A 26,804-nucleotide genomic window follows, 5' to 3' on the forward strand; every position below is an offset into this window, starting at 1 on the left:
GGTCGAGAGCGGCGAGTCACGGCGGCCGCGTCCCGCCGTCGTGCTCACCGCCCTCGCCCTCGGGCTGCTCGTCCTCGCGCTCGTCTCGGCATGTGTCGGCCAGGTGCCGACCTCCCCCGCCGAGGTGCTCGGATCGATCGCGCATCGCATCGGTCTCGACATCGGGCCGATGCCTGCGCACCCCGTCGGCGAAGTCACGCTCTGGGAGGTGCGGTTCCCCCGGGTGATCCTCGCGATCGTCGTCGGCGCGGGCCTCGCCTGCGCGGGTGCACTGCTGCAGGGCGTGTTCGCCAACCCGCTCGCCGAACCCGGCGTCATCGGTGTCTCCGCGGGCGCGGCGGTCGGCGCGTGCGCGGTGATCCTCACCGGCGGCGCGTTCGTCGCGGGCACTGCCGTCGCCGCCGCCGCATTCGCGACCGGCCTCGTGACGACCATCCTCGTGTACCTGCTGGCGCGATCCGAGGGCCGAACCGAAGTGGTCACCCTCGTCCTCACCGGCGTCGCGATCAACGCGTTCGCGGGTGGGCTGATCGCGTTCTTCACGTTCGTCGCCGATCCCGCTGCTCGCGATCAGATCGTCTTCTGGCAGCTCGGCAGCCTCAACGGCGCCACCTGGCAGGCCGTCGCCGTCGTCACCCCGATGGCGGTGCTCGGCATCGCCGCCACGATGCTCATCGCCCACCGGCTCGACCTGCTCGCCCTCGGCGAGTCCGCCGCCGCGCACCTCGGCGTCAACGTCGAGCGACTGCGGCAGATCGCGGTCCTGATCGTCGCACTGCTCGTGTCGGCGTCGGTGGCGTTCACCGGCATCATCCTGTTCGTCGGTCTCGTCGTGCCGCACCTGATGCGCATGATCGTCGGCCCGGGACATCGGATACTGATCCCCGCCAGCGTGCTGTGCGGTGCCATCGTTCTGCTCGCCGCCGACCTCGGCGCCCGCACACTGGTGCCGAACGCCGACCTCCCGCTCGGCATGCTGACCTCGCTGATCGGCGGACCGTTCTTCTTCTGGATGCTGCGCCGCACGCGCAAGCAGCAGGGAGGCTGGGCATGACCGTGTCCACCCGGCTGCGCGAGATGTTCGTACGCGATCTGCCCGTCCCCACCCGTCCCGGAGACGGCGACGTCACGATGCGAGCGGTCGGCGTCGCCGTCGACCGCGGCTCCCGGCGCGTCCTCGACTCGGTGTCCCTCGATGTCCGGGCAGGCGAGGTCCTCGCCCTCGTCGGCCCCAACGGTGCGGGCAAGTCCACCCTTCTGGCAGCGTTGTCCGGCGACACCGCCGTCGCGGCAGGCCACGTCGAGCTCGCCGATCGCCCGCTCGGCAAGTGGACCGGTGCGGACATGGCTCGGCTCCGCGCCGTGCTGCCCCAGCAGCACACCGTCGGATTCTCGTTCACCGCATCCGAGGTGGTCCGGATGGGCCGCACCCCCTGGGCTCGGACCGTGCTGCGGGACGAGGACGACGAGGCGGTCGCCGAGGCGATGGCGGAATGCGACGTCGAACGGTTCGCGGCACGCCCCTTCGCGGCCCTCTCCGGCGGCGAGAAGGCGCGGGTCGCGCTGGCGCGGGTGCTGGCGCAGCGCACCCCGACACTGCTGCTCGACGAACCGACCGCGGCACTCGATCTCGGGCATCAGGAGGCGGTGATGCGGCTGGCCGCGCAACGCGCGCGGGAGGGCACCGCGGTCGTGGTGGTCCTGCACGATCTGGCGTTGGCCGCCGCCTACGCGAATCACATCGCCGTGCTCGCGGACGGCGGCCTCGCAGCACTGGGAACACCTCGCGAGGTGCTCGAGGAGGACCTGCTCGGGCGGGTCTACGGCCACCCCGTCGAGGTCCTCGATCATCCGCGCACCGGCGCCCAACTGGTGTTGCCTCGACGCGACGCGCGCTGACGCGAACAGAACAGCGAGCGAACGGACCGGCACGGCGTTACGCTGCCGCTGCGATGACCGAGACGCAGGCGGTGCCCGCGGCACCGACACCGCTCAACGCCGTGCACCTGCGGGTGCACGGCTCCCTCTCCGCGACCGTCGCGGGCGCCCCGGCTGCGCTCGGGGGCCCCGGCGCCCGGTCCGTCGTCGCGCGCCTCGCGGCCGCGGCGGGGCGGGTGGTCTCGACGGATCTGCTGATCGACGATCTGTGGGCGGGTCAGCCGCCGCCGAAGGCGCTGGCCGCGCTCCAGGTTCACGTGTCGAACCTGCGCCGCGTCCTCGAACCGGCGCGGGCACCTCGAACGCCCGCGTCGGTGATCGTCAGTGCCGCACCGGGTTACGCGCTCCATCTGCCGGCCGAGTCGGTGGACGTCTGGCAGTTCGAGAACCTGGTCACCGACGGCCTGCGCCGCGCCGACTCCACCGAGCGCGCCGAAATCCTCTCCGCTGCACTGTCACTCGCGACCGGAGAGCCCTACCACGAGTTCGTGGACGCGCGGTGGGCGCGTGCGGAGAACGCCCGACTGGCGGAACTGCGCTGCACCGCGCTCGAGGCGTGGGCCCAGGCCCACCTCGAACTCGGCAGGCCCGACCTCGTCCTCGACACCGTCAGCAGGCACACGGCCGAGCACCCCGGTCGCGAGGGCGGTGTCCGACTGCACGCGTTGGCGCTGTACCGGACCGGACGACAGGCGGACGCGCTGCAGGTGCTGCGCCGGACGCGGAACTATCTCGGTGACGAACTCGGCGTCGACCCCTCCGCCGAACTGCAGGAACTCGAACGCGACATCCTGCGCCAGGACGCGGCTCTCACCCCGACGGCGCCAGACGACCGCGCGCCGGGACCGGTGCCGGATCTCCGGTGGGGCGACTCCCGCGCGACCGGCATCGACGACCTCCTGGGTGGCGTGCGGGCCGCCTCCCGTCGTGCCGCCGAGTCGGGCCTGCAGATGGTGTGGGTGGGCGGCGATGCCGGCGAGGGCAAGAGCACCCTCGCCCGAACGTTCACCGACGAAGCCGCTGCGGCGGGCTGGCAGGTGGCTCGGGGCAACTGCCCCGAGGTCGACGGCGCTCCCGCGGGATGGCCGTGGATCGAGGCGCTGCGCGATCTCGGCGACGACACCGCTGCTTCGGATTCACCCTTCCGGATCGGGCAGCGGGTCACCGACCTGCTCACCCGGCCGGGGACCCGCACCGTCGTCGTCCTCGACGACGTGCACCGCGCCGACGAGCCGTCGCTGCAGGTCCTGAGGCACGTCGCGACAACGGGATCACGATCGATCACGGTGCTGCTGTGCACCTTCCGTCCCACGGAGGTCGGCTCGGACCTGGAGGCGACGTGGGCTGCAACGGCAGCCGTCCCCGGCACACGACTGACCATGCACGGCCTCGGTCGCGAAGGCGCCGCCGCCATCGCCCGCGAGACCGGGCTCCCCGACCTCGACGACGCTCTGCTGTCGGAACTGCTGGATCGAACCGATGGCAATCCGCTGTTCCTGCGCGAGTACACCCGACTCCTCGCCTCGGAAGGCGTCGACGCGTTCCGGACGCGCGTCCCGGACGGGGTCCGGGACGTGCTGCGCCGACGGATCTCCCGACTTCCCGAGCGCACCGTCCTCGAACTGCGACGAGCGTCGGTGCTCGGACGCGAATCGGATCTGGGAACCCTCGCCGGGCTGGGGCAGACCGACGACGACACCCTGCTGGACGCTCTCGAACCCGCCCTTCTCGCGGGCATCATCACCGAACCGACCCCGGACCGGGTGCGGTTCAGCCACGACCTCGTCCGCGCCACGCTCTACGACGAGCTGTCGCCGATGAGACGCAGACGACTGCACGCGTCGGCGCTGTCCGAGTTGGCGATCCGCAGGCCCGGCGACACCGCCGTCCTGGCACACCACGCGGCCGCGGCGGCCACCCCGGACACTGCCGCCGACCTGCTCGACTTCGTGCGGGCGGGTGCCCACGACGCCGAAGCCAATGCCGCACACCGTGACGCGATGGCGCTGTGGGAGTCCGCGGAGGCACTGTCCACCATGGCGACCACAGCCGATCCGCGCGTGACCGCCGACGTCGTGACCGCGCGGGTCGGTGTGCAGGCGCGCACCGGAGACGTCGTCGGTGCGCGGGCACTGCGGCGGCGTGCGATCCACCTCGCCCGGGACCTCGGCGATCGGGACGCCCTGCTGCGTGCCGTGACGTCGTGGACGGCGCCCGTGGTGTGGACGATTCAGGTCGACGCGGCGCCGGATACCGAGATGCTCGACGCGATCGACGCCTGCCTCGCTCACGACGACCTGACTGCCGGCGACCGGGCACTGCTGCTGACGACGCTGACGTTCGAACTGGAGGGCCACGACGACCGGCGCTACCTCGAGGCCGCGGTCGCGGCGCGGGACGCGGCGGCCGAATCCGGGGACGCACGAGTCCTCGTGCGGGCACTGAACGCGTTCGGATACGTCGCGTTCGGCCCGGATCTGGTGTCGGAACGCACCGCCAACGCGGCGGCGCTGCTGGTCGCGGCCGACGAGGCCGGCGACGAGGGCTTCACCTCCCTCGCCTACTTCCAACGCTTCCTCGCGGCCACCGCGGTGACCGACCTTCCCGCTGCCCAGGAGAACGCCCGGCTGGCGATGAAGCACGCCGCCGGGCACCAATTGGGTCAGATGCTCGGAGTCCTCTCCGTGTTCGACGCCATGACCCTTCTGATGGCGGACCGCGTCGAGGAGGGCGTCGCGGCGTACGACGCGGTGTCCGCGGCGATGGCCGCGCAGGGTGTGGCGTCGGCGCAGTGGATCGGGCTGATCGGGTGGATCGGCGCCGCCGTGCGGGCGGGCGACCTCGCGCCGCTCGTCCCGGTGCTGGAGGAACTCGAGTCGCTGCGCCCGCAGTCGGTGCGGTTCCCGCTGATCGTCGCGCTCCTGGACGCCGGTGACGCCGACCGGGCACGAAGCCTGTGGGCGTCGAGCGTGCCGTACGGCCGCGACTACTACTGGCTCGCGATGACGACGTTCCAGGCGCACGCCGCGGCCCGCCTGGGCGAGCTGGACACGGCTCGGCTCCTGCACGACGCCCTGCTGCCGTTCCGCGGCCGAATCGCCGGCCTGGACTCCGGATCGTTCTACGCCGGACCGGTCGACGCCGCGCTCGGTGCGCTCGCCGACGCACGCGGAGACGTCGAGGCGGCGGCCCGGTTTCGGGCCGCCGCCTCGGACCTCGTCACACGGACAGCGCACGAGCTTCGAGTCCGACCTCGGGCGTAGTGGACCGGTCGCGCCTGCCTCCCGCGCGCAGGATCAGGACGCCGATCGCCGCGAAGGCGAGACCACGGGGCAGTTCGATGACCAGGCCGGTGACGCCGGGCGCCTCCGGCCACGGGATCACGCAGATCACGCCGCCGATGGCCATGATCGCGCCGATCCAGCGCGGCACCGCGCGGGTCTGCATCAGTACCACGCCGAGGGCGATCAGGCTCAGCATGTACGCGAGCCCGAAGACGGTCTGGATCGTCACGAAGATCGTGGACGGGAACAGCGAGCCGTCTTCGGGCAGCAGGTGCGCCAATGCCGGATCCGATGCGAGCTCGTACGAGACGAAGGCCTCGACGGCGAGGTGACTGAGCGCCGTGAGCATCAGCGAGGCATAGAGCGTCACGAACGCGATCAGCCCCGCGAGGCCGGCGCGCTGCGCGATCCAGGCGTAGACACCGGGGAGCGCGACGAGCTGGACGACGGTGCCGACGAGCAGGACCAGCTGTGCCCACGGACTGGTCCACGCGGTGAGCGAGTCGGCGGAGTGGGAGTTCCCGTCGACGACGGGATGCAGGAGTCCTCCGGTGAGGTTGAGGACGAACGCGACGATGATCGCCCAGGCGCTGAGCCGATACAGGAGTGCGGGTGTGATGGTCATGTCACGAGGCTGAACCGCCGCACTTGGCGACGACTTGGCGTCGGCCGGCGGGGCCGTGCGAGGGCGATCACGGGGTGGTGATTCGGGGAACGGGGAGGCGATCGTGAATGCTGGAGGCCGACTCTCGTTCGCCATCGACCGCGAACAGATCCACCACCGTGAGGAGACGTACATGCCGGGCCCGAGCGCACGCACCGCGACCGTACTCGCAGGAGCGGCGTTGCTGCTGGTCAGCGGCTGTGCCAGCGACGGTGGGGACGACAAGATCCAGACGATCGAGGCGGCGACCGCGGCCGAGTCACCCGTCCCGTCCAACACTCCCACCGGTACGGTGACCCCGCTCGCGCAGCGGATCGCGGCGGCGACGTTCGACCCGTCGACCGGGACCGTGGCGATGCTCACAGACGATGCCCGCACCCTGCTGACGGTGTCCGCAACCGATCCCGCGGCGGCGCCGCGGGAGGTGGCGTTGCCGGGTGGAACCGCGTCGCTGTCGGCCCCGCGCGACGGCGTCCTCGCGGTCCCCGCCGGGCGGGGGGTCGCGACGGTGAACATCGCGGACGGCACCGCCACGACGATTCCCGTCGACGCGGACGTGAAGTCGACCGCGCTGCTCGGTGACGGCCGCATCGCCGTCGGCACCGCTGACGGCGACGTCCTCGAGATCGACAACTCCGGCGCGGTCGCGCACACCGTCGACGGGCTCGTCTCCGTCGACGCGCTCGGCGTGGTCGGGGACGAGGTCAGCGCCCTCGACCGGCAGCAGACCTCGGTCACCGAGATCAACCTCGACGACGACAGGCCCGGTATGGCGTTGCGGGCAGGAACCGGCGCGACGAACCTGATCACCGACAACTTCGGCCGCATCCTCGTCGCCGACACCGACGGCGGCGCACTGCTCTCCTTCACCGCCGATCCGCTGATGATGCATCAGAAGTACCCGGTCGCGAACTCGCCGTACGCGCTCGCGGTCGATGCAACCACCGGCATGGTCTGGGTGACCGTCACCGCCACCAACGAGGTGATCGGCTTCGACCTCTCGACCGGCAGCCCCGTCGAGAAGCACCGCTACCCCACTGTCCGCCAACCCAACTCGGTCGCGGTCGACTCGGAGACCGGCACGGTGTTCGTGGCGTCCGGCACCGGTGACGGGGTCCAGCGCATCGATGTCGCGGCACACTGAGCGACCAGACCCCCCTTTACGTCAGCCCCCATCTGCTTAGCCCTGGAGACACCAACGTGTACAAGCTGCTGCTGCGTCTGATGTTCCTGCTGCCGCCGGAACGCGTGCACCATCTCGCGTTCTTCGCGATGCGTCTCGTCACCACCCTCGCGCCGCTGCGGACCGTGGTGTCGCGGATCCTCACCGTCCCCGACCCGGTTCTGCGGACCCGGGCGTTCGGCATCGACTTCCCCGCACCACTCGGCCTCGCGGCCGGCTTCGACAAGAACGCCACCGGTGTGAACGTGTGGGGCGCTCTCGGATTCGGGTACGCCGAGGTCGGGACGGTCACCGCGCAGGCGCAGCCCGGCAATCCCGCGCCGCGCCTGTTCCGTCTGCCCGCGGACCGGGCACTGCTCAACCGCATGGGTTTCAACAACCACGGCGCCGGTCCGGCGGCGAACGAGTTGCGCAAGCGCATCACGACGCTGCCGATCGGCGCGAACATCGGCAAGACGAAGGTCGTGGCCGCGGAGGACGCCGCCGACGACTACGCGACCAGTGCCCGCCTGCTCGGCCCGCTCGCCGACTTTCTCGTCGTCAACGTCAGTTCCCCGAACACCCCCGGTCTGCGGGACCTGCAGGCCGTTGAGTCGCTGCGCCCGATCCTCGCGGCGGTACTCGACTGCGTGGACGTGCCGGTGCTGGTGAAGATCGCCCCCGACCTGTCCGACGAGGACGTCGACGCGGTCGCCGACCTCGCTGTCGAACTGGGGCTGGCCGGGATCGTCGCCACCAACACCACCATCTCGCGCGATGGGCTGAACACCCCCGCGGACGAGGTCGCGGCACTGGGGGCGGGAGGCATCTCCGGCGCACCCGTCGCCGAGCGCTCACTCGAGGTGTTGCGCCGACTGCACGCCAGGGTCGGTGACCGGATCGTGCTCGTGTCGGCGGGCGGCATCGAGACCGTCGACCAGGCATGGGAGCGCATCCTCGCGGGCGCATCCCTGATCCAGGCGTACACCGGGTTCATCTACGGCGGCCCGTTCTGGATGAAGCGGATTCACAAGGGGCTGGCCCGCAAGGTCCGCGAGGGCGGCTACGCCTCACTCGCCGACGCGGTCGGCGCCGGCACCCGCCCCTGATCACCTCAGGGTGAGGGAACCATTGCCGGTCCCCTCACCCTGTGAGGTCAGTGACCGAAGGTGACCGTCAGCAGTGCGCGGGCGATGGCGTGCCCGAACAGGTTGAAGCCCAGGAAGGCCGGCGTCGAGTCGGCCGTGAGGCCGTCGATCGTCTCCACGTCGAGGGCGTGCACCGCGTAGATGTAGCGGTGGTCGCCGTGGCCCTTCGGCGGAGCCGCGCCCAGGAAGCGGTGGCCGCCGCCGTCGTGGCGCAGGGTGATCGCACCCTCGGGCAGCGCCGATCCGCCCTCGTCGCCCGCGTTCTCCTCCAGCGAGGTGACCGACGCCGGAATGTTCGCGACAGCCCAGTGCCAGAAGCCCGACACCGTCGGGGCGTCCGGATCGAACATGGTGACCGCGAAGCTCTTCGTCTCCGGAGGGAACCCGGACCAGGACAGCTGCGGCGAGACGTCCTGGCCGCCCGGCACCCCGAAGATGCCGCTGAGCTGCTTGGTGGGCACCGTGTCCCCCTCGGAGATCTGCTCCGACGTCAGGGAGAAGGTCGGCAGGTCCGGCAGGTCGGCGTAGGGATCGTGAGCCATGAAGTGTCCTCTCAGCTGTTCAACAGAAAGTGCTCGAGCACCCGCGTGCCGAACTCTAGTGCGTCCACCGGGACTCGTTCGTCGACTCCGTGGAACAGTGCCGTGAAGTCGAGGTCCGCGGGAAGCTGCAGCGGCGCGAACCCGAAGCACCGAATCCCCAACGTGGCGAACGCTTTTGCATCAGTACCACCCGAGAGCATGTACGGCACGGTACGTCCGTCGGGATCGTGCGCGAGGATCGCCGCGTTCATCGCGTCGACCAGGTGTCCGTCGAAGGTGGTCTCGTACGAATCCAGCTTGGTGATCCACTCCCGCGTCACGTCCGGCCCGATCAACCGGTCGACTTCCTTCTCGAACTCGGCCTGCCGCCCGGGCAGCACCCGGCAGTCCACGACGGCCGTCGCGGTCTGCGGGATGACATTGGCCTTGTAGCCGGCATCGAGCATCGTCGGGTTCGCGGTGTCCCGCAGTGTCGCGCCGATGATCCGCGAAATCGTGCCGAGCTTCTGCAGCGTGGTGTCGATGTCGGGTGCGCTCGGGTCGTAATCGAGGCCGGTCTCGTCGGACACCGCACCGAGGAATTCGGCCACCGAGTCGGGGACGACCAGCGGGAACGTGTGGCGCCCCAGTCGCGCCACCGCCTCCGCCAGGATGGTGACGGCGTTGTCCTCGTGCAGGAACGAGCCGTGACCTGCGCGAGCCCGGGCAGTCAGGCGCATCCAGCCCAGGCCCTTCTCTGCGGTCTCGACCAGGTAGAGGCGTGCGTCGGTGCCGTCCGGCCGAGGGACCGTCAGCGAGAACCCACCGACCTCCCCCACCGCTTCCGTGATCCCCTCGAACAGGTCGGGGCGGTTCTTCACCAGCCACTGCGATCCCCAGGTGCCTCCCGCCTCCTCGTCGGCGAGGAACGCGAACACCAGGTCACGCGGCGGGACGGTCCCCTCTGCCTTGAACTGTCGGGCCAGCGCGAGCGTCATCCCGACCATGTCCTTCATGTCGATCGCGCCGCGGCCCCACACGTATCCGTCCTCCACGGCGCCCGAGAAGGGGTGCACGCTCCAGTCGGCGGGTTCGGCGGGCACGACATCGAGATGGCCGTGGATCAGCAGGGCTCCGCGCGACGGGTCCGCGCCGCGCAAACGTGCGAAGACGTTCCCGCGGCCGGGCTGACCCGATTCGACGTACTCCGTCTCGTAGCCGACCTCCTCCAGCTTCCTCGCGACCCACTCCGCGCACTCGCGCTCACCCTTCGTGGTGGCGAGGTCACCGGTGTTGGAGGTGTCGAACTGGATGAGCGCGCTGACGAGGTCGACGACCTCCGCCTCGGCTCGACTGCGAATTTCTCCGGACCGGACGGCGTTTTCGGGGTTCTCTGCGTTCTCGATGTGCGGCACCACCCTTTCCTACCACCCGTCACACCACCCTCAGCGCGGAGCCGACGGGAATTCACCCCCTCTGACCAGCGACAACGAGGCGATTTTGGCCTTTGGGTCGGGGTGGGTTAATCTTTCCCAGCACGCAGCGAAGAGCAGCGAGCAGAACAAAGAGTGTGCAAGCGCGAGTGGCGGAATGGCAGACGCGCTAGCTTGAGGTGCTAGTGTCCTACTAATGGACGTGGGGGTTCAAGTCCCCCCTCGCGCACTCTGAGTTGAGACAGACAGAAGAAGGCCCCGGACGCGAGTCCGGGGCCTTCTTCTGTTGTGCGCCTTGCGAATTCGCGGTGCGACCAGGGGAATCTGCTGGTGGCCGCGCGAGTCGGTAGAATTGATCGCGGCCGCCCGTCGCGGCCGACGGCTGAACTGCGGCCGAAATCACCCACGAGATCCAGGAACCGAGCACCCCACCGATGGCACAACCGATGACAGGTATCGACTCCACCGACACGGAGAGAATCGACCCCAAGGATCTGGAGACCTGTCTGAGGGTCCTCGCCGAAGCCGGAGAACTCGACTCCGAACATCCCGACTCGGTCGCGCTGCAGCGCGCGAGCGGCAAGATGTTCAAGCGCCTCAAGCGCCGCAAGCGCATCGAGACCCGCGACGCGAAGTCGGCCGCCGACCGCGCCGTCGTCGCCTCCACCGCGACCGGTTCCCCGAACCGCATCGATGACGAGACCGCGGGCGTGCTCATCTCCTCCCCGACGGCAGGCGACTCCGCAGGCACGCTGATCCGGCCCCGCCCCTGCTACATCTGCAAGCAGCGCTACACAGTCGTCGACGCCTTCTACCACCAGCTGTGCCCCGAGTGTGCGGCCCGCAGCCACGCCAAGCGGGACGCGAGCACCGACCTCACCGGCCGGCGGGCACTGCTGACCGGTGGACGGGCCAAGATCGGCATGTACATCGCACTGCGCCTGCTGCGCGACGGCGCCCACCTCACCATCACGACCCGCTTCCCCAACGACGCGATCCGCCGGTTCACGGCGATGGAGGACAGCGCCGACTGGATCCACCGTCTTCGTGTGGTCGGAATCGACCTGCGCGACCCCGCTCAGGTGGTGGCGCTCGCCGACGATGTTGCGGCGCAGGGGCCGCTCGACATTCTCATCAACAACGCCGCCCAGACCGTGCGTCGGTCGCCGGGCGCCTACTCCGCACTCGCCGAGGCGGAGTCGGGTCCGCTGCCCGCGGGCGCGCTGCCCGAGGTCGTGACGTTCGGCAAGACCAGTGACGCGCATCCGGCCGCCCTCGCCAGTTCGCTTACCGCCGCGACGCAGTCGATCGTCCACCAGGTCAGCGAACTCGCGATGGTCGCGGGATCGGCCACCCCGGAACGCATTTCGCAGGGCATCGCGATCGACGCCGGCGGTCTCGTGCCCGACCTCGCGCACACGAACAGCTGGGTGCAGAACGTCGGCGAGGTCGATCCGATCGAGTTGCTCGAGGTGCAGCTGTGCAACTCGGTGGCGCCGTTCATCCTCGTCGACCGGCTTCGTCCCGCGATGGCTGCCTCACCGGCTCGCCGCAAGTACGTCGTCAACGTGTCCGCGATGGAGGGCCAGTTCTCCCGTAGGTACAAGGGGCCCGGCCACCCGCACACCAACATGGCGAAGGCCGCACTGAACATGCTCACGCGGACCAGCGCGACCGAGATGCTCGAGCAGGACGGCATCCTGATGACCGCCGTCGACACCGGCTGGATCACCGACGAGCGTCCCCACTACACGAAGCTGCGCCTCGCGGAGGAGGGCTTCCACGCCCCGCTCGACCTCGTCGACGGCGCCGCCCGCGTGTACGACCCGATCGTCCAGGGCGAGGCAGGCGTGGACCTGCACGGCTGCTTCCTCAAGGACTTCGTGCCCTCTGCCTGGTGAACCACCTGTCCGGGCCACGGTGAGCTGCGGGGCGGCGACGCCCCGCAGCTCACCGACCTGCGATACGGTTGAAACCCGAGGATCCGGTCAATACTCCTGGTACGCGTTCGCGAACGATCGAGGGAGTTCCGCATGGGCCGTGAAGTCACCAGTCTGGTGTTCACCCGCAAGGACCGGCAGGTGTTCCGCGAGAAGGTCCACGCCTGCCTCGACGCGCTCGCGGACCTCCTGGCCGGCGAGGAGGACGCGGGAGCCGAACCGACCGTCGGCCTCGAGGTCGAGCTCAATCTGGTTGACGGAGAATGCAACCCGGCGATGGTGAACACGTCGGTTCTCGACGCCATCGCGGACCCGGCCTACCAGACGGAATTGGGCCAGTTCAACATCGAGGTCAATGTCGCACCCCGCAGGCTCGACGGCGACAACCTCGCCACCCTGGAGGACGAGCTCCGCACCACACTGAACCAGGCGAACGACCGGGCCGCCGCGGTGGGCGGGCGCCTGGCCCTGATCGGCATCCTCCCGACCTTGCGCAAGCAACACCTGCAGCAACGCTGGATGTCGTCCGATCCCCGATACACCGCCCTCGACCAGCAGATCTTCGCGGCCCGCGGCGAGGACATCGAACTCGACATCGCCGGTGTCGCATTGGCGCAGCAGCCGGACGGCGAACGCCTCGCGGTGGTGACCGACACGATCCTGGCCGAAGCCGCGTGCACGTCGACGCAACTGCACCTTCAGGTCTCACCCCGAGAGTTCGCGGCGCACTGGAACTCCGCGCAGATGTTGGCGGGCGTACAGGTGGCGATGGCGGCCAACTCGCCGTTCTTCGCGGGGCGGGCGCTGTGGCACGAGACGCGTATCCCACTGTTCGAGCAGGCTACGGACACCCGCCCCCTCGAACTGCGCAATCAGGGAGTGCGCCCTCGGGTGTGGTTCGGGGAACGCTGGATCTCGTCGATCTTCGACCTGTTCGAGGAGAACTCGCGGTACTTCCCGGCGCTGCTCCCGGAGTGCACCGACGAGGACCCTCACGCCGTGATCTCGGCAGGCGGAGTCCCGGAACTGGCCGAGTTGCGTATGCACAACGGCACCATCTACCGCTGGAACCGCCCGATCTACGACACCACCGACACCGACCACCACCTTCGCCTCGAGAATCGGGTCCTGCCCGCCGGGCCGACCGTCCGCGACACCGTCGCCGATGCGGCGTTCTACTACGGGGCAGTGCGGGCGCTCGCCCGGGCGGAACGGCCGGCATGGTCGCGGATGCCGTTCGAGGCGGCGGCCGCGAATCTGCAGGAGGGCGCCCGGCACGGCTTCGGCGCGCGGCTGTACTGGCCGGATCGCGGATGGACGTCGCCATCGGACCTGGTGCTCCACACGCTGCTTCCCCTCGCGCACGCCGGCCTCGACTCGCTCGGCGTCGACCCGCGCGTTCGCGACACCTATCTGGGTGTCGTCGAGGACCGCTGCCGAACCGGGCGCAACGGCGCGCGCTGGCAGCGGGACGCCGTCGCGGCGCGGGAGGCCGCGGGCGAGGACCGGGACCGCGCACTGGCAGGCATGGTCGCGGACTACCTCGAGCGGATGCACTCGGACGCCCCGGTGCACACGTGGGACAGCCCTGGACACCACCTGACCAACGAGTAACGTTGCCGCCCATGACACGCACCCGCGACCTCGACGTCGTCGTCTACGGCGCCACCGGCTTCGTCGGCCGCCTCACCGCCGACTACCTCGCACGCAACGCACCGGACGGCACCCGTATCGGGCTGGCAGGCCGGTCCCGCGACAAGCTGGAACGGATCCGTGAGACGCTGCCCGGTGCGTCGGAATGGCCGATCCTGATCGCGTCCGCGGACGATCCCGACTCGCTCACCGCCCTGGCGAACGCCACCCACGTCGTGGTGACGACCGTCGGCCCCTATGCCCGGTACGGGATCGATCTGGTTCGTGCCTGCGCGGAAGCGGGCACCGACTACACGGATCTGACGGGCGAGGTGCAGTTCGCGCGCGCGTCCATCGACGGCTATCACGACGTCGCCGCCGCGAGCGGTGCCCGGATCGTGCACTCCTGCGGTTTCGACTCCGTCCCCTCGGACATCGGCGTCCACGTCCTGCACGAGCAGGTCGCGGCCGACGGCGAGGGAACGCTCGCCGACACCACGCTGGTCCTCTCGTCGTTCCGCGGCGGCGTCAGCGGCGGCACGATCGACTCGATGCGCGGCGTCGTCGACGCCGCGAAGTCCGACAAGCGGACGCGGTCGATGGTGTTGCAGCCGTATTCGCTGAGCCCCGACGTCGCTGCGGAACCGGACCTCGGCCGACAGTCCGACAGCGCCCTCGTCAAGGGGTCGGAAATCGCCCCGAACGTGAAGGGCGTGACGGCACCTCACCCGATGGCGTCGGTGAACACGCGTGTGGTCCGGCGTAGCAACGCCCTGCTCGGCTGGGCGTACGGTCGCACCTTTCGGTACCGGGAGGTGACGAGTGTCGGGCAGTCGTGGCTGTCCCCCGTCGTGGCGGCCGGTGTCGCCGCAGGCCTCGGCGGGTTGGTCGCGGGCCTCGCGTTCGGCCCCACGAGGAAGCTGCTCGACCGGCTCCTCCCCGACCCGGGCGAAGGTCCGAGCGAGAAGACCCGCAACACGGGGCATTTCACGACCGACGTCTACACCACCACGACCACCGGTGCCCGCTACGCCTCGCGGATGCGCGCCCAGGGCGATCCGGGATACAAGGCGACGGCGGTGATGCTCGGAGAGTCGGCGCTGGCGCTGGCGCTCGACCGGGACAAGCTTCCCGATGCGGCGGGTGTGCTGACCCCGGCGACGGCGATCGGCGACGCTCTCGTGGACCGGCTCCGCGGAGCGGGCTTCGAGATCAGCGTGCGACGGAACTGACGGCCCGCGGTGTCGCGGCGGCCCGGTCGGCTGCCGCGACGCCGTACACGAGCAGCGACTGTCCGGCGATGTAGGTGAGCATCACCCAGAAGCCCTCGGTGGGCGGCGTGAACCAGTCGGCGAACGCGCCGAGCGCGATCATCGCGTCGGACAGCAGGAACAGCGCCCCGCCGACCCCGGCGACCGCGCCGAGCCCGGTGGACAGCACCGCCATCGCGCCGAGGCACAGGCCGTAGACCAGCGCGGGGACGAGCAGCGCCCCGGCGCCGGGCGCGCAGGCCGCCACGAGGAGGGCAACGGCCAGCACGTATCCGGCGACACCGGGACGCCGCAGCAGAGATCGATGCCGATACGGCAGGAACGCGGCGATGTACGCCAGCTGCGCCAGCAGGAAGAACCCGATCATCACCAGGAACGCGGCGTCACCGTCGAAGGCATCGGGTGCGGTGTCACCGAGCCACGAGAACGCCAACGCCACCAGCACGATCCGCACCAGCCGCGACCGGGGTGACGTGGTGACCGCGACGAGCGTCGCGCCGAGCAGCGGCATCAGGAACCACTGGCTGACGTCCGCCACCCCGTCCGCGCCCACGAGCTGCGCGACGAGGTGAACGGCGGCAACGGCGACGAACACGACCGCGGCAACGGTGGCGGCGCGGCGGGACGGCACGTCGAGGATCATCGGCCGATCGTATGCCGCGCGGTACCGTTCGATCGTGGCATCACCGCAAGCCGTCCACGACGAGTACGAGCGGGGCTGCGGAATATCCGCGGACCCCGGCTCGGTGCGGTATCCGGTGCCGTCGGGATCCCTGGCCGCGAGACTGCCTGCGGCGGCGTTGGCGGCGGGTTCCGTCGGCGCTCTCGCGTCGGCCGTGAACCGGTTGCTCGTCTCGCGCGGACGCGACCCGCACACGTGGGTACTCGATGCCGAGCGGATCGCAGCGTCCTTCACCGCGGACCGGCTGATGCGGATCGGCGGCGAGCCCGTGCAGGGATTCGCGCCGATGTCCGGGTTCTTCGCGGCGGCGGACGGCTGGGTGCGCACCCACGCGAACTATCCGCACCACCGCACGAGACTGCTCGCGGCGTTGGATCTCCCGGCCGACGCCGATCCCGGGATGCTGTCGGTCCGGATCGGGGAACTGTCGGCGAGCGACGTCGAGAACCGGTGTGCTGACGCCGATGCGGTGGCGACTCGGGTCCGGACCGAGGAGGAGTGGGCGGCGCACCCGCAATCGCTCGCCGCGTCCGCGGGTCCGCTGGTGGCGATGACGGCCACCGGCGCGCATTCGGGCGCAGCCCTGTCGGTGGCGGATCCGGTTCGCCCGCTCGCGGGCCTGCGGGTGCTGGATCTGACGCGGGTGCTGGCCGGTCCGGTCGCCGCGCGCGCGTTGGCACTGCTCGGTGCGCAGGTCCTCCGCGTCGATCCCCCGCACCTGCACGAGATCGACTGGCAGCACCGCGACACCGGTCAGGGCAAGCGGTCGACGCTGCTCGATCTGACCACCGCCGCCGATCTGGACACGATGCGCGGCCTCGTCGCGACCACCGACGTGCTCGTGACCGGCTATCGGCCGGGAAGCCTCGATCGCTTTCACTTGACCGGGGACGCACCGGGCCTCGTGCGGGCATCGGTCAGCGCGTGGGGCGACCGGGGTCCGTGGGCGTCGCGCCGGGGCTTCGACAGCATCGTGCAGGCGGCGTCGGGGATCGCCCTGGTCGAGGGCGGCGAGCATCCGGGCGTCCTTCCCGCGCAGGTGCTCGACCATGCGAGCGGATACCTCCTTGCCGCAGGAATCGTCGATGCCGTCACGCGCCGCGACGCGGACGCGCGGGGACGCGATGTGTCTGTGTCCCTGGCCCGGACGGCACGCACGCTCCTCGATCTGCCGGGCCGTGTCGCCTCGCCCGCCCAGCCCCTCGCCGTCGGCCCGTCGGCCGCCATCACCCACGGGGCGATCACCACGGCTCGGCCCGCGCTGCCGGGGTACTCCGAGTATCCGTTCCCTGCCCACGACTGGGGCGCCGATGCGCCGCACTGGGTCTGAGTGGCCGCGGCACAGCGCCGCCGTCTACCCGGCGCACGGTCTGGGAGGATGACTGCCATGCCCACCGTGCCGCTGATCGTCGACGTCGACACCGGAATCGACGATGCACTCGCGCTGCTGTACCTCGTCGCGAGCCCGGATGCCGAGATCCTCACCGTCGCGAGCACCGGTGGCAACGTTCAGACCGCACAGGTCGCCGCGAACAACCTCGCATGGCTGGACCTGTGCGGGAGGCCCGACATCGAGGTCACGCTCGGCTCTGCCGTCCCCCTCGTCGGCGACCTTCGCACCACCGAGGACACGCACGGCCCGCAGGGACTCGGATATGCCGTCCTTCCGGTGTCGTCGCGTCCACTCGCGGAGCGCAGTGCCGCCCAGGCCTGGGTCGACGAGGCCCGGTCTCGTCCCGGTGAGGTGACCGGACTGGTCACGGGTCCGCTGACGAATCTCGCACTCGCACTGCGCATCGAGCCCGAACTGCCGAGGCTGCTCCGGCGGCTGGTGATCATGGGAGGCGCGTTCAACCATCCGGGGAACACCACCCCGAAGTCGGAATGGAACATCTCCGTCGACCCGGAGGCCGCGAAGGCGGTGTTCGACGCGTTCTCCGACGCCCCCGCCGACCGCCGCCCCATCGTGTGCCCACTGGACGTCACCGAGACGATCGAGATGCGTCCCGAGCACCTGCGCAGGCTCGCCGTCGCGGCGGGCAGCGAGCCCGCCGAGCTGATCACCGCGCAGGACCCACCGGGAACCCGGTCACGCACGAGCAATCCGGTGCTGCGCACACTGTTCGACGCGATCCGGTTCTACCTGCATTTCCACGACGACCACGGTCAGGGCTTCCTCGCGCACATGCACGATCCGTTCGCCGCTGCACTGGCGCTGGACCCGACGTGGGCTCGGACCCGGCCCGCCACCGTCGACGTCGAACTCGACGGCACCCTGACCCGCGGATGCACCGTCGCGGACTGGCACGGGATGTGGGGACGCGAGCCGAACGCCGAGATCGCCGTCGCCGCAGACCCCGACGCGTTCTTCGATCACCTCGTCGAGCGGATAGGCCCCGCGGTGCGTCACATCACACCAGGCTGACGACGCGGCTGTACTGTCAGGGCATCGTCGCATGGTGGCGGCGGTGGTGAATCGGCAACGAATCGAGGTGCGGTGCACGCTCACCGGCGGGTTCTGATCGTCCTGACAGCCGTGATCGCACTGCTCGGCCCGCTGACCGCGGTGACCGCGCACGCCGCCGTCCCGATCGCGCCTGAGCAGCCACTCGCGCTCGTGTACCGCGGTCCGGCTTCCGTACCCGGCACCGCCGAATCGGTTGCCACCGTTCTCCGGAACTCGCCGTCGAAGTTCCGTGTCGAGTACGTCGGCCCGAACGACACCCCGATCACCGCGGCCACCCTGGCGCGCGCCACCGTGTTCGCGCAACCGGGCGGACCGAGCCTGAGCACGGCATGGAAAGCGATGCGGCCGTATGCCGATCTGCTCGAGGACTGGATCGCGGGCGGCGGAAACTACCTGGGCTTCTGTGTCGGCGGCTACCTCGCGGGCGCCACCCCGGGCTACGACCTGCTGCCGGGCGACACCTACCAGTACAGCGCCAAGCGCGGCGCGACGGTGTGGAACGAGGATCCCGCCCGGTCGACGGTGGTGTGGCGCGGCCAGGAGTACACCACCTACTTCCAGGATCCGCCGGGATTCGACATCGAGCCCGACGACTCCACAACGATCCTCGCAACCTACGAGGGAGGCGAGATCGCCGCGCTCGCCGTCGATCACGGCAAGGGGCGAGTCGGTGTGACCGGACCCCACATCGAGGCGGACCGGAGCTGGTTCGTCGACGACGACCTGTCGCCGGACGGTGCGGTCAACCCGCACCTCGCATACGACCTGATCGAAACGACCGTGCAGGGCAACACGTCCGGACGGGTCCCGACGCCGACGGCGTCCCCTGTTCCGGCACCGGCACCCGTCGTCCCCGGGCTTCCCGTGCTCCCACTCCCACCGGCGATCCCGTCCGCCTCCGCGATGCCCGTGTCGGGCGCCGCGATCCAGACCCCGACCACCGCGCAGTCGACCTCGCCTGCTCTTCCGGGCTTGCCTGCACTTCCGGCCGTTCCTGCTGCACCGGCCGTTCCGGCACCGCCGGCCGTTCCTGCCGCACCGGCGGTGACCGCACCCGAACCGCCGGAGCTGCCGTGGCCATTCGGCCTGGTCGCCGACCTCCCGTTCGTGCGGCACTTCGTCATTCGCATCGGAGCCGGAGCGCCCGCGCCTGCCTCCTAGACGAGAGCTCGCCGCCTCGCCTCGCGGACCGCATCGCCCCGAGAGTGAACCCCCAGCTTGCGGTACAGGCCCTGGAGCTGCGTCTTGATCGTGTTGGGTGAGACGAACAAGGATTTCGCGATGTCGACGACGGGGTCGCCGCGAACCAGTCCGTGCAGCACCGCGAGCTCCCGCTCGGTCAAGCGCACGGCGGGCGCCGGCGGCGGGTACGGTGCCCACCCCTGCGCTCCGACATCGGCAGGCGGCAAGCCGAACTCGGACAGCGCGCTCCGCATCTCGGCCGGCACGGTCGTGAACGGCCGCGCCAGTCCGGTGTCCTCCGACAGCGCCACCGCACGGTTCCAGGCGACGCGGGCAGCGTCTCGTTCACCCGCGCCGAGCGACACCATCGACTCGATCAGGAACGCCTCGAGCCGCACCCTCGTGTAGATCCCCCGCCGACGAGTCAGTGCGGTTGCGTGTTTCGCCGCGGTCGAGGTGTTCCCGGTCAGCAGCGCCGCACGAGCCGTCGACAACCGGACCAACGGGTGCAGCGGCCCGCTGACGAGTTCGGCCCGCTCCAGCACATCGGAGCCCGCGCCCAGGGCCGTATTCAGGTCCATCTCCGCGGCGTCGAGCAGCGGACGGGCGAATGCTGCTGGGCCGAGCCACTTCCCGAACTCGGCCCGATGCCGCTGTACGCGGTCGAGGCCTGCCTCGGGTCGACCGCGCATCAGCTCGTACTGGGCCCGCGCGTACACCACGAACGCCCAGTTCTCGATGTTGCCGGTCAGCTCAGGCAGCGTCGTCAGAACGTGTTCGGCAGCGGCGACGTCCAGTCGGTCGAGCGCGACGATCACCCGTGCAGTGATCGCAGGCAATTCGATCGTGGTCCCGAGCCATCCGGCGACGCTGCTGAATGTGGACTCCTGTTCGATCCAGCGCTGTGCGCGGCGACCCTCACCGAGTACCGCCTGCTGGAGCGCCAGTTGCCCGGCGGCCTGTCGCGCCGCGAAGTCGCCGGCACCGCGAGGACACACCGTCACGGCGCGCTCGAACAGATCCGCGGCCCTCTGGTGGTCGCCGCGGTACTCACTGGTCAAACCGAGATGCGTCCACACCGGAGCCAGGTCGGGCCGCATGCCCTGATCGGCGGCCTCGGATTCGATTCGGGTTGCGAGGTCGACGAGTTCGGCATGGTCGCGAACCGCCTCGTCGTAGACGCCGATCCAGCGCATCAGTATCGAACGAAGCACGCCGGGTGCGAGGGCGAGGTCGAACGAGTCCTGCCCGTCGATGTCCGAATCAGGCGAAATCACCTCGGGCAGTGAACGCGGCAGGGGTCGGAGATCGGAGGAGATCCGCACCGCCAGTTCACGCGCATACAGCATCGCAGGACGTGATCGGAGCACATGCTCGGGCAACCCACAGAGCGCACGGAACAGCACGCCGAACCTGGTGGCGGTGATCTCGACCCAGTGCGCCGCCAGCACCTCCACGACCAGATCCCAGTCCTGCCCCTCGGTGGCATGACGCAACGCTTCGACAGGATCGCCGACTGCCTCGTACCACCGCGCGAGGGCGACCGAAACCTCGGGCGGCGGCTGCGTTCCCACACGCATCGCTCCACGCCGCAGCGATCGGCGAATCGCGGCGGGAAACACGTGGTACGACTCCGGCGACGGCGGCATTCGGTACAGCAGCCCGGCGCATTCGAGCGCCGCGATCGTCTTCTCGGCGTCGTCGACGCGGAGCATCGTCACCACCGTCTCGGTCACCCGCCGGACCGCAGCCACCGTCCGGGCGGCCGCGCGCAGACTCGGAGGAAGAGGCTCGAGGAGGTTGGTGTCGACGTACCGGTCGACCTGCACCTCCACTGCGAGACAGGCGCGCTCTCGTTCGAGCTCGAGGTCCTTCCCGTAGACACGGAGCACGTTCTCCGCCAACGCAACCAGCGCGGGGTGCCCTCCCGTCATGAGCCACACGTCGCGCGCGGCCCTCCTCGAGGAGGGATGCCGATCGGCGAGCAACTCGGCGACCTCGTCGAGGGTGTACTCCAGTTCCGCGGGCATCACCACCGACACTCCGGACGACGGGAACCGGTCGTCGAACACCGACCCGTCCCGCGTGGTCAGGACGAATCGACAGGTCGGGTAGCGGACCTGAAGATCCCTCAGCCTCACACCGATGTTCGTGAGGAGGCCCTTCTCCGGCAGGTCGAGAACGACCATCGCGTCCGCAACCCCCGCCGACGCAGATGCAGATGCCACGGCAGCCCAGTACGCGTCCGGCCCCGTCGCCGGGCCCGGAGCCGCGATTCGGCGCGCGGCGATATCGGCGCGGTGCGCAAGCCACGATTCCACGAGCTCGGTCTTGCCGTATCCGGCCGGTCCCCACACCACGGTCAGTGGCGACTCGTCGAGCCTGCGAAGCAGGCGGAACCGACGTGCCGAAACCCGGACATCAGTCATCTCCCACCCCCTCGAACCGTCCGACATGTCCGAAATAGCCTACCGATACCTGCAGGTCGCACCTCATCAACCCCCGGATCGTGAGTGCGCTCACGTCCACGTCGGCGAGTGGGTGAATTCACGGGTGATTCCTTCGGCAGCCACACGGAGATTCACACCTGACCGGGATGGTCCTTGCAGCACTCTCCCAGCGAGTACTCCTGCAGGAAACGATCCGAGAAACCGCGCGCGCCCACCCCGACATCGAGCGTGCCACCCCAGCGCTTCCCACGATATGGACACTCGTCCTTCATGTCGGAACGCGCTTGACTGACCGCCGCCCAACCCCCAGTTAGCTACACGTTGACTGGACTCTTGTTCGCTACCGTGAGGATCCGGATGTCTGGCCCGTACCCGACCCGGGCGACCGGCAGGTCCGCCGCCGTCGCCGGGACCAGGCGTCGCCTTGAACACGTGTTCGAGGCGACGGCCGACCGGACCCCGGATTCGATCGCCCTGCTCTGCGAGGGCAATACCTTCACGTACGCCGACATCGAGTGGCGGGCCAATCAGCTGGCCCACCACCTGATCAGCGTCGGCATCGACGTCGGTGCACGCATCGGCATCCTGCTGGAACGATCCCCCCACACGTATGTCGCGCTGCTCGCCGTGCTCAAAGCAGGCGCCGCGTTCGTACCGATCGATCCCGCCTCCCCCGCCGACCGCGTCGACTACATCACCAGCGACGCGGGCGTCGACCTCGTGATCACCAGCACGTCGTTCGCCGGCCTGCTCGCACCGCTCGGCGTCCCCTGGACCGAAGTCGACGGCGAAGCGGACCTCATCGCACACCATGCCGTGACACGACCGAATTTCGAGGTGACGCACCGGGATCCGGCCGCGTACATCATCTACACGTCCGGTTCGACCGGACGCCCCAAGGGTGTCGAGGTCGCGCAGTCCAGCATCTGCAACTTCCTCGACATCGTGCCCACCGTCTACGACGTGCAGCCCACCGACCGCGTGTACCAGGGCATGACGATCTCCTTCGACTTCTCGATCGAGGAGATCTGGCCCACGTGGGCCGTCGGCGCGACCCTCGTCCCCGGACCGATCGGGGCGGGGCGGCTCGGCGGTGAACTCGCCGACTTCCTCGAGTACAACAACGTCACGGTGCTTTACTGCGTCCCCACCCTGCTCGCCACGATCCCGCGGGAGCTGCCGCTGCTGCGCAACATCCTCGTTGGCGGCGAGGCGTGTCCCCGCGAACTCGTCGAGCGCTGGGGCCGACCCGGTCGCCGGATCCTGAACACCTACGGACCGACCGAGGCCACCGTCACCGCCACCTGGTGCGAGCTCGTACCGGGGCGGCCCGTCACCATCGGTGTGCCGCTTCCGACGTACTCCTGCGTGATCCTCGACGAGCACAGGCGCGTCGTCCCGGACGGCGAGGTCGGCGAGCTGTGCATCGGCGGTCCCGGAGTCGCGCGCGGCTACGTCGGCCGCCCCGATCTCACCGCCGACAAGTTCCTCCACGTCCCCGAGAGCGGTATCGACGGGCGCCTCTACCGCACCGGCGACCTCGCACGGTGGACCGAGTGGGGGGAGATCGAATACCTCGGCCGCGCCGACAGCGAGGTCAAGATCCGCGGTCACCGCGTCGACCTCGGCGAGATCGAGAGCGTCCTGCTCGTCGACGACGGCGTTGCCAGTGCGGTCGTCTCACTCGTGACGGTCGCCGACGTGGAACAACTCGCCGCGTGGGTGGTGCTGATGCCGGGAACGGGCGCCTCCCCGGCCACGATCGATGCACTGTTCGCCCGTCTCGCCGACGAGACGGGCCGGCGCCTGCCCGACTACATGGTCCCGACCTTTCTCGACGTGGTGAACGAACTCCCGATGATGCCGAGCGGCAAGGTCGATCGGCCCAAGTTGCCCGCACCGTCGGGTCGACGACTGTCCGGCCCGACCGGACCGATCGTCGGGGCGCACGGTGATGTCGAGAACGACCTACGGGAGCTCTGGGCGACGCTGCTCGGACTTCCCGCCGACGACGTCTCGGTGGAGGCGGACTTCTTCACCGAACTCGGTGGACACTCCCTTGCGGCCGCACAGTTGGTGACCCGGCTGCGCGAGAGCGGCATGCACCCCACCGCCGGGATCAGAGACGTGTACGCCAACCCGACCATCCGGGCGATGGCAGGCGCGCTCCCCCACGACCTTTCGTACGGCGCGGGCGGGCCGCCCACTCCCCCTCGTCCGCCGGTGGACGAGCCGGGCGACGAGCCGATCGGAAACGCCACCATCCGCACCGCAGGCGCCGTCCAGGGACTGTTCGTCCTGCTGGTTCTGCTGGTGGTGACGATCCCCGTGTCCATCGTCTACCACGCCCACCACGGCCAGCCGTCGTTCGACGCCCTCGTCGACCTGCTGATCGCCACCGTTCCGTCCTACCTCGTGGTCCGCTGGGTGCTGCCGGTCCTCGCGATCAGGCCGCTGTCGGTCGGGGTCACCCCCGGCCGCTATCGACTCTGGGGCACAACCTATCTGCGCCTGTGGATGGTGGATCACCTCATGCTGCTCGCCCCGATGCCGGTGCTGAGCGGTTCGCCTCTGATGGCTCCGTTCCTGCGCGCGCTCGGCGCCCGGGTCGGCCGCGACACCCACATCGGAACGTCGACGATCTCGTTCCCGGCGCTGGTCGACATCGGCGACGGGGCGTCCGTCGGCACCAACACCGATGTCCGGCCGTGGCGAGTCGTCGGGCGCGACGTGATCGTGGCCCCGATCGTCATCGGTGCGGGCGCCTACGTCGCCTCCAACAGCGTCCTCGAAGCGGGCAGTTCCGTCGGCGAGGGCACGATGCTCGGTGACCAGTCCGCGCTCACAGAGGGCGTCGCGCTGCCACCCGGGACCCGATGGGCGGGATCACCGCCGCAGCGCGTCCCGGCCCTCGACGCACGTCTCGAATCCATGGCCGCACAGCCCCCTCCGCCCGGCTGGGGCCCGAAGCTACTGCTGCTGACCGCTGTCGGGGTCGTGGCGCTGGAAGCACTCGCCATCGCCACCATCGTCCCGAGTCTGGTGCTGGTGTGGGCGGTCCTGCTCGAGTTCGGGATGATCGCGTCCCTGCTCGCGACGCTGGTGTCGGGTGCCGTCTACGTCGCCAGTGTCTGCGCGGTGGTCCTGCTCGGCAAGAAGCTGATCCTGCCCGCGCTGCCGGTTGGCACCTTCCCCGCGGCATCCGTGCTCGGGGTCCGGAAGTGGGCCACCGACAAGCTGCTCGAGATGAGCCTGCTGTACACGAACACGCTGTACGCCACCCTCTACACCGTGCCGTGGCTGCGCGCTCTCGGCGCCAAGGTCGGGCGCGGCGCGGAGGTCTCGACCGTGTCGCACATCGACCCCGACCTGCTCACCATCGGCGAGGAGAGCTTCGTCGCCGACATGGCGAGCCTCGGTGGCAGCGCCTTCTGCAACGGCCGAATGATGTTCGCCCCGACCGCGGTCGGCACCCGGGCGTTCATCGGCAATGCCGCGGTTCTCCCCAGCGGCATGCGCACCGGTGACGGCTCACTCGTCGGGGTGCTGACCGTGCCACCCGCCGACGGAGTGCCGCCGGACACGTCGTGGCTCGGTAACCCCGCGTTCCACCTTCCTGTTCGTCAGGACAGTGGCGAGTACGACGAGGCGGAGACCTTCACACCCGACCGGGGCGTGGTCGCCCATCGCTGGTGGATCGAGTTCTTCCGGATCGTGCTGCCACCCACGGTGATCGGCGTCAGCTTGTACTTCTACCTGCTCGGTCTGTCGCTGACGGCGCGCAGCAGTACCCTGCTCTGGACCGTCCTGACCGCACCGTTCCTGGCACTCGCGACCGCACTCGGAGTCGTCCTGTTCTCCGCCGCGGTGAAGAAGAACCTCGTCGGCACCTACCGGCCGCGGGTGGAGCCGCTGTGGGCCAAGTTCGTCCGCCGATCCGAATTCGCCACCGGCATGTACGAATCCGCCGCCGTCCCGGTGCTGCTCAACCAGTTGACCGGCACTCCCTACCTGCCGATGATCCTGCGCTGGTTCGGTGCCGGAATGGGCAGGCGCGTCTGGATCGGCACCACCTATCTCACCGAATTCGATCTGGTTCGGGTGGGCGACGATGCCGTGATCGGTGCCGGTGTGTCGTTGCAGACCCACCTGTTCGAGGATCGCGTCATGAAGATGTCGACGGTCACCGTCGGCGCCGCCTCCACCGTCGGCACCCGCGCCGTCGTCCTCTACGACTCCGTGGTCGGCGACCACGCCGAACTCGCGGCCCTCTCACTGCTGATGAAGGGCGACGAACTCCCCGCGGGCACCCGCTGGGAAGGTGTTCCGGCCCAGGCGGTTCGCACGTGAGGTCCTCGCCGCGCCGCCCACTGGCACTGGTCTACCGCGGCCCGGGAGCCACCCTGCCGGGCTGCGCCGAGTCCGTCGCGGCGCTCCTGACGCGGAGCCGCTGGAACTTCGACGTGCACTATGTCGGCCCGCGGGAATACCTCCACCTCACCCCGGAGATCCTCGGGTGCGCAGCCGTGTACGCGCAGCCCGGCGGCGACGAGTTGCTGCCGGCGTGGCGACGCATGCGCAGGCACCGCGACGTCGTCCGCGACTACGTCCGCGGCGGCGGACGATACCTCGGGTTCTGCCTCGGCGGGTACCTCGCAGGCTCGACTCCCGGCTTCGATCTGCTCCCCGGCGACACGGACCAGTACATCGCGACACCCCGCTCCGAGGTCCCCGGCACCGAGGCCCGCGTCGTGGACGTGCGGTGGCGGGGACGCCCGCAGCCGATGTACTTCCAGGACGGACCGACATTCGAGCTGCCGCACCACTTCACACCCGGTATGTACGTCCTCGCGGCGTACGCCAACGGTGAGGTCGCCGCACTCACCGCGCGATTCGGCGCGGGCCGTGTCGGCGTCGTCGGCCCCCATCCCGAGGCGGACGACGCGTGGTTCGCCGACTCCGGCCTGTCCACCCCCACCGACGTCGGCACCGCCGCCGGCCTCGACCTGATCGATGCGGTGATGAGCTGA

General features: G+C 70.0%; 18 protein-coding genes and 1 tRNA gene. 14 read left to right on the forward strand and 5 right to left on the reverse strand.

Annotation, left to right across the window (positions count from 1 at the left end):
- The first annotated feature begins 40 nt into the window (after positions 1-40).
- From FFS72_RS02910 to FFS72_RS02920, 3 genes are read left to right on the forward strand one after another with little or no spacing between them, the layout of a single operon-like run.
- Entirely contained in the window at positions 41-1,054 is a 1,014-nt protein-coding gene (locus FFS72_RS02910; RefSeq protein ID WP_137872742.1) for a FecCD family ABC transporter permease, read from the forward strand.
- On the forward strand, positions 1,051-1,899 hold the full coding sequence (locus FFS72_RS02915; protein WP_137872540.1) for a heme ABC transporter ATP-binding protein: 849 nt from the start codon (positions 1,051-1,053) through the stop codon (positions 1,897-1,899). Before FFS72_RS02910 ends, FFS72_RS02915 begins: the two co-directional genes overlap by 4 nt.
- Before the next feature lie 53 nt (positions 1,900-1,952).
- Positions 1,953-5,201, forward strand: coding sequence for an ATP-binding protein (locus FFS72_RS02920; RefSeq protein WP_137872541.1), 3,249 nt, complete (start codon positions 1,953-1,955; stop codon positions 5,199-5,201).
- Here FFS72_RS02920 and FFS72_RS02925 read toward each other — a convergent pair.
- Positions 5,158-5,847, reverse strand: coding sequence for a hypothetical protein (locus FFS72_RS02925; RefSeq protein WP_137872542.1), 690 nt, complete (start codon positions 5,845-5,847; stop codon positions 5,158-5,160). The two genes, FFS72_RS02920 and FFS72_RS02925, sit on opposite strands and share 44 nt — an antisense overlap.
- A gap of 103 nt (positions 5,848-5,950) precedes the next feature.
- Here FFS72_RS02925 and FFS72_RS02930 point away from each other — a divergent pair, with 103 nt between their 5' ends.
- Positions 5,951-7,030, forward strand: coding sequence for a YncE family protein (locus tag FFS72_RS02930; protein WP_249353085.1), 1,080 nt, complete (start codon positions 5,951-5,953; stop codon positions 7,028-7,030).
- 56 nt (positions 7,031-7,086) lie between these two features.
- Positions 7,087-8,157: a quinone-dependent dihydroorotate dehydrogenase gene (locus FFS72_RS02935; RefSeq protein WP_137872543.1), complete on the forward strand. Its 1,071-nt coding sequence runs from the start codon at positions 7,087-7,089 to the stop codon at positions 8,155-8,157.
- 47 nt (positions 8,158-8,204) lie between these two features.
- Here the strand turns inward: FFS72_RS02935 and FFS72_RS02940 are convergent, their stop codons facing one another.
- On the reverse strand, positions 8,205-8,738 hold the full coding sequence (locus FFS72_RS02940; protein ID WP_137872544.1) for a YbhB/YbcL family Raf kinase inhibitor-like protein: 534 nt from the start codon (positions 8,736-8,738) through the stop codon (positions 8,205-8,207).
- A gap of 11 nt (positions 8,739-8,749) precedes the next feature.
- Complete coding sequence (locus FFS72_RS02945) at positions 8,750-10,078, reverse strand: M20/M25/M40 family metallo-hydrolase (protein ID WP_050064551.1); 1,329 nt, start codon at positions 10,076-10,078, stop codon at positions 8,750-8,752.
- 215 nt (positions 10,079-10,293) lie between these two features.
- On the opposite strand from FFS72_RS02945, the gene FFS72_RS02950 reads away from it, so the two are divergent.
- The 4 genes from FFS72_RS02950 to FFS72_RS02965 all read left to right on the forward strand — a co-directional run bounded on the left by FFS72_RS02950 (position 10,294) and on the right by FFS72_RS02965 (position 14,954).
- Positions 10,294-10,379 (forward strand) — tRNA-Leu (locus tag FFS72_RS02950).
- A gap of 217 nt (positions 10,380-10,596) precedes the next feature.
- A complete protein-coding gene (locus FFS72_RS02955; RefSeq protein WP_137872545.1) occupies positions 10,597-12,051 on the forward strand; it encodes an SDR family NAD(P)-dependent oxidoreductase in 1,455 nt (484 codons plus the stop codon).
- A 132-nt stretch (positions 12,052-12,183) separates the two neighbouring features.
- Entirely contained in the window at positions 12,184-13,704 is a 1,521-nt protein-coding gene (locus FFS72_RS02960; protein ID WP_137872546.1) for a glutamate-cysteine ligase family protein, read from the forward strand.
- 11 nt (positions 13,705-13,715) lie between these two features.
- Positions 13,716-14,954: a saccharopine dehydrogenase family protein gene (locus FFS72_RS02965; RefSeq protein WP_137872547.1), complete on the forward strand. Its 1,239-nt coding sequence runs from the start codon at positions 13,716-13,718 to the stop codon at positions 14,952-14,954.
- Here FFS72_RS02965 and FFS72_RS02970 read toward each other — a convergent pair.
- Complete coding sequence (locus tag FFS72_RS02970) at positions 14,935-15,636, reverse strand: lysoplasmalogenase family protein (RefSeq protein WP_137872548.1); 702 nt, start codon at positions 15,634-15,636, stop codon at positions 14,935-14,937. The genes FFS72_RS02965 and FFS72_RS02970 overlap by 20 nt on opposite strands.
- A 31-nt stretch (positions 15,637-15,667) precedes the next feature.
- On the opposite strand from FFS72_RS02970, the gene FFS72_RS02975 reads away from it, so the two are divergent.
- The 3 genes from FFS72_RS02975 (at position 15,668) to FFS72_RS26730 (ending at position 19,303) form a co-directional block, all read left to right on the forward strand.
- On the forward strand, positions 15,668-17,005 hold the full coding sequence (locus FFS72_RS02975; protein ID WP_502704072.1) for a CoA transferase: 1,338 nt from the start codon (positions 15,668-15,670) through the stop codon (positions 17,003-17,005).
- 57 nt (positions 17,006-17,062) lie between these two features.
- On the forward strand, positions 17,063-18,100 hold the full coding sequence (locus FFS72_RS02980) for a nucleoside hydrolase (protein ID WP_137872549.1): 1,038 nt from the start codon (positions 17,063-17,065) through the stop codon (positions 18,098-18,100).
- A gap of 72 nt (positions 18,101-18,172) precedes the next feature.
- Positions 18,173-19,303 carry a BPL-N domain-containing protein gene (locus FFS72_RS26730; RefSeq protein WP_249353086.1) on the forward strand — a complete coding sequence of 377 codons (1,131 nt, stop codon included), beginning with the start codon at positions 18,173-18,175 and terminating at the stop codon, positions 19,301-19,303.
- On the opposite strand, the gene FFS72_RS02990 is transcribed toward FFS72_RS26730, so the two are convergent.
- On the reverse strand, positions 19,300-21,753 hold the full coding sequence (locus tag FFS72_RS02990) for a helix-turn-helix transcriptional regulator (RefSeq protein WP_171018538.1): 2,454 nt from the start codon (positions 21,751-21,753) through the stop codon (positions 19,300-19,302). The genes FFS72_RS26730 and FFS72_RS02990 overlap by 4 nt on opposite strands.
- A gap of 453 nt (positions 21,754-22,206) precedes the next feature.
- On the opposite strand from FFS72_RS02990, the gene FFS72_RS02995 reads away from it, so the two are divergent.
- Positions 22,207-26,124, forward strand: coding sequence for a Pls/PosA family non-ribosomal peptide synthetase (locus tag FFS72_RS02995; RefSeq protein WP_249353087.1), 3,918 nt, complete (start codon positions 22,207-22,209; stop codon positions 26,122-26,124).
- Positions 26,121-26,804, forward strand: coding sequence for a BPL-N domain-containing protein (locus FFS72_RS03000; protein WP_212744313.1), 684 nt, complete (start codon positions 26,121-26,123; stop codon positions 26,802-26,804). Before FFS72_RS02995 ends, FFS72_RS03000 begins: the two co-directional genes overlap by 4 nt.

This window comes from Rhodococcus sp. Q (assembly GCF_005503035.1).
Classification (GTDB): domain Bacteria; phylum Actinomycetota; class Actinomycetes; order Mycobacteriales; family Mycobacteriaceae; genus Rhodococcus_G.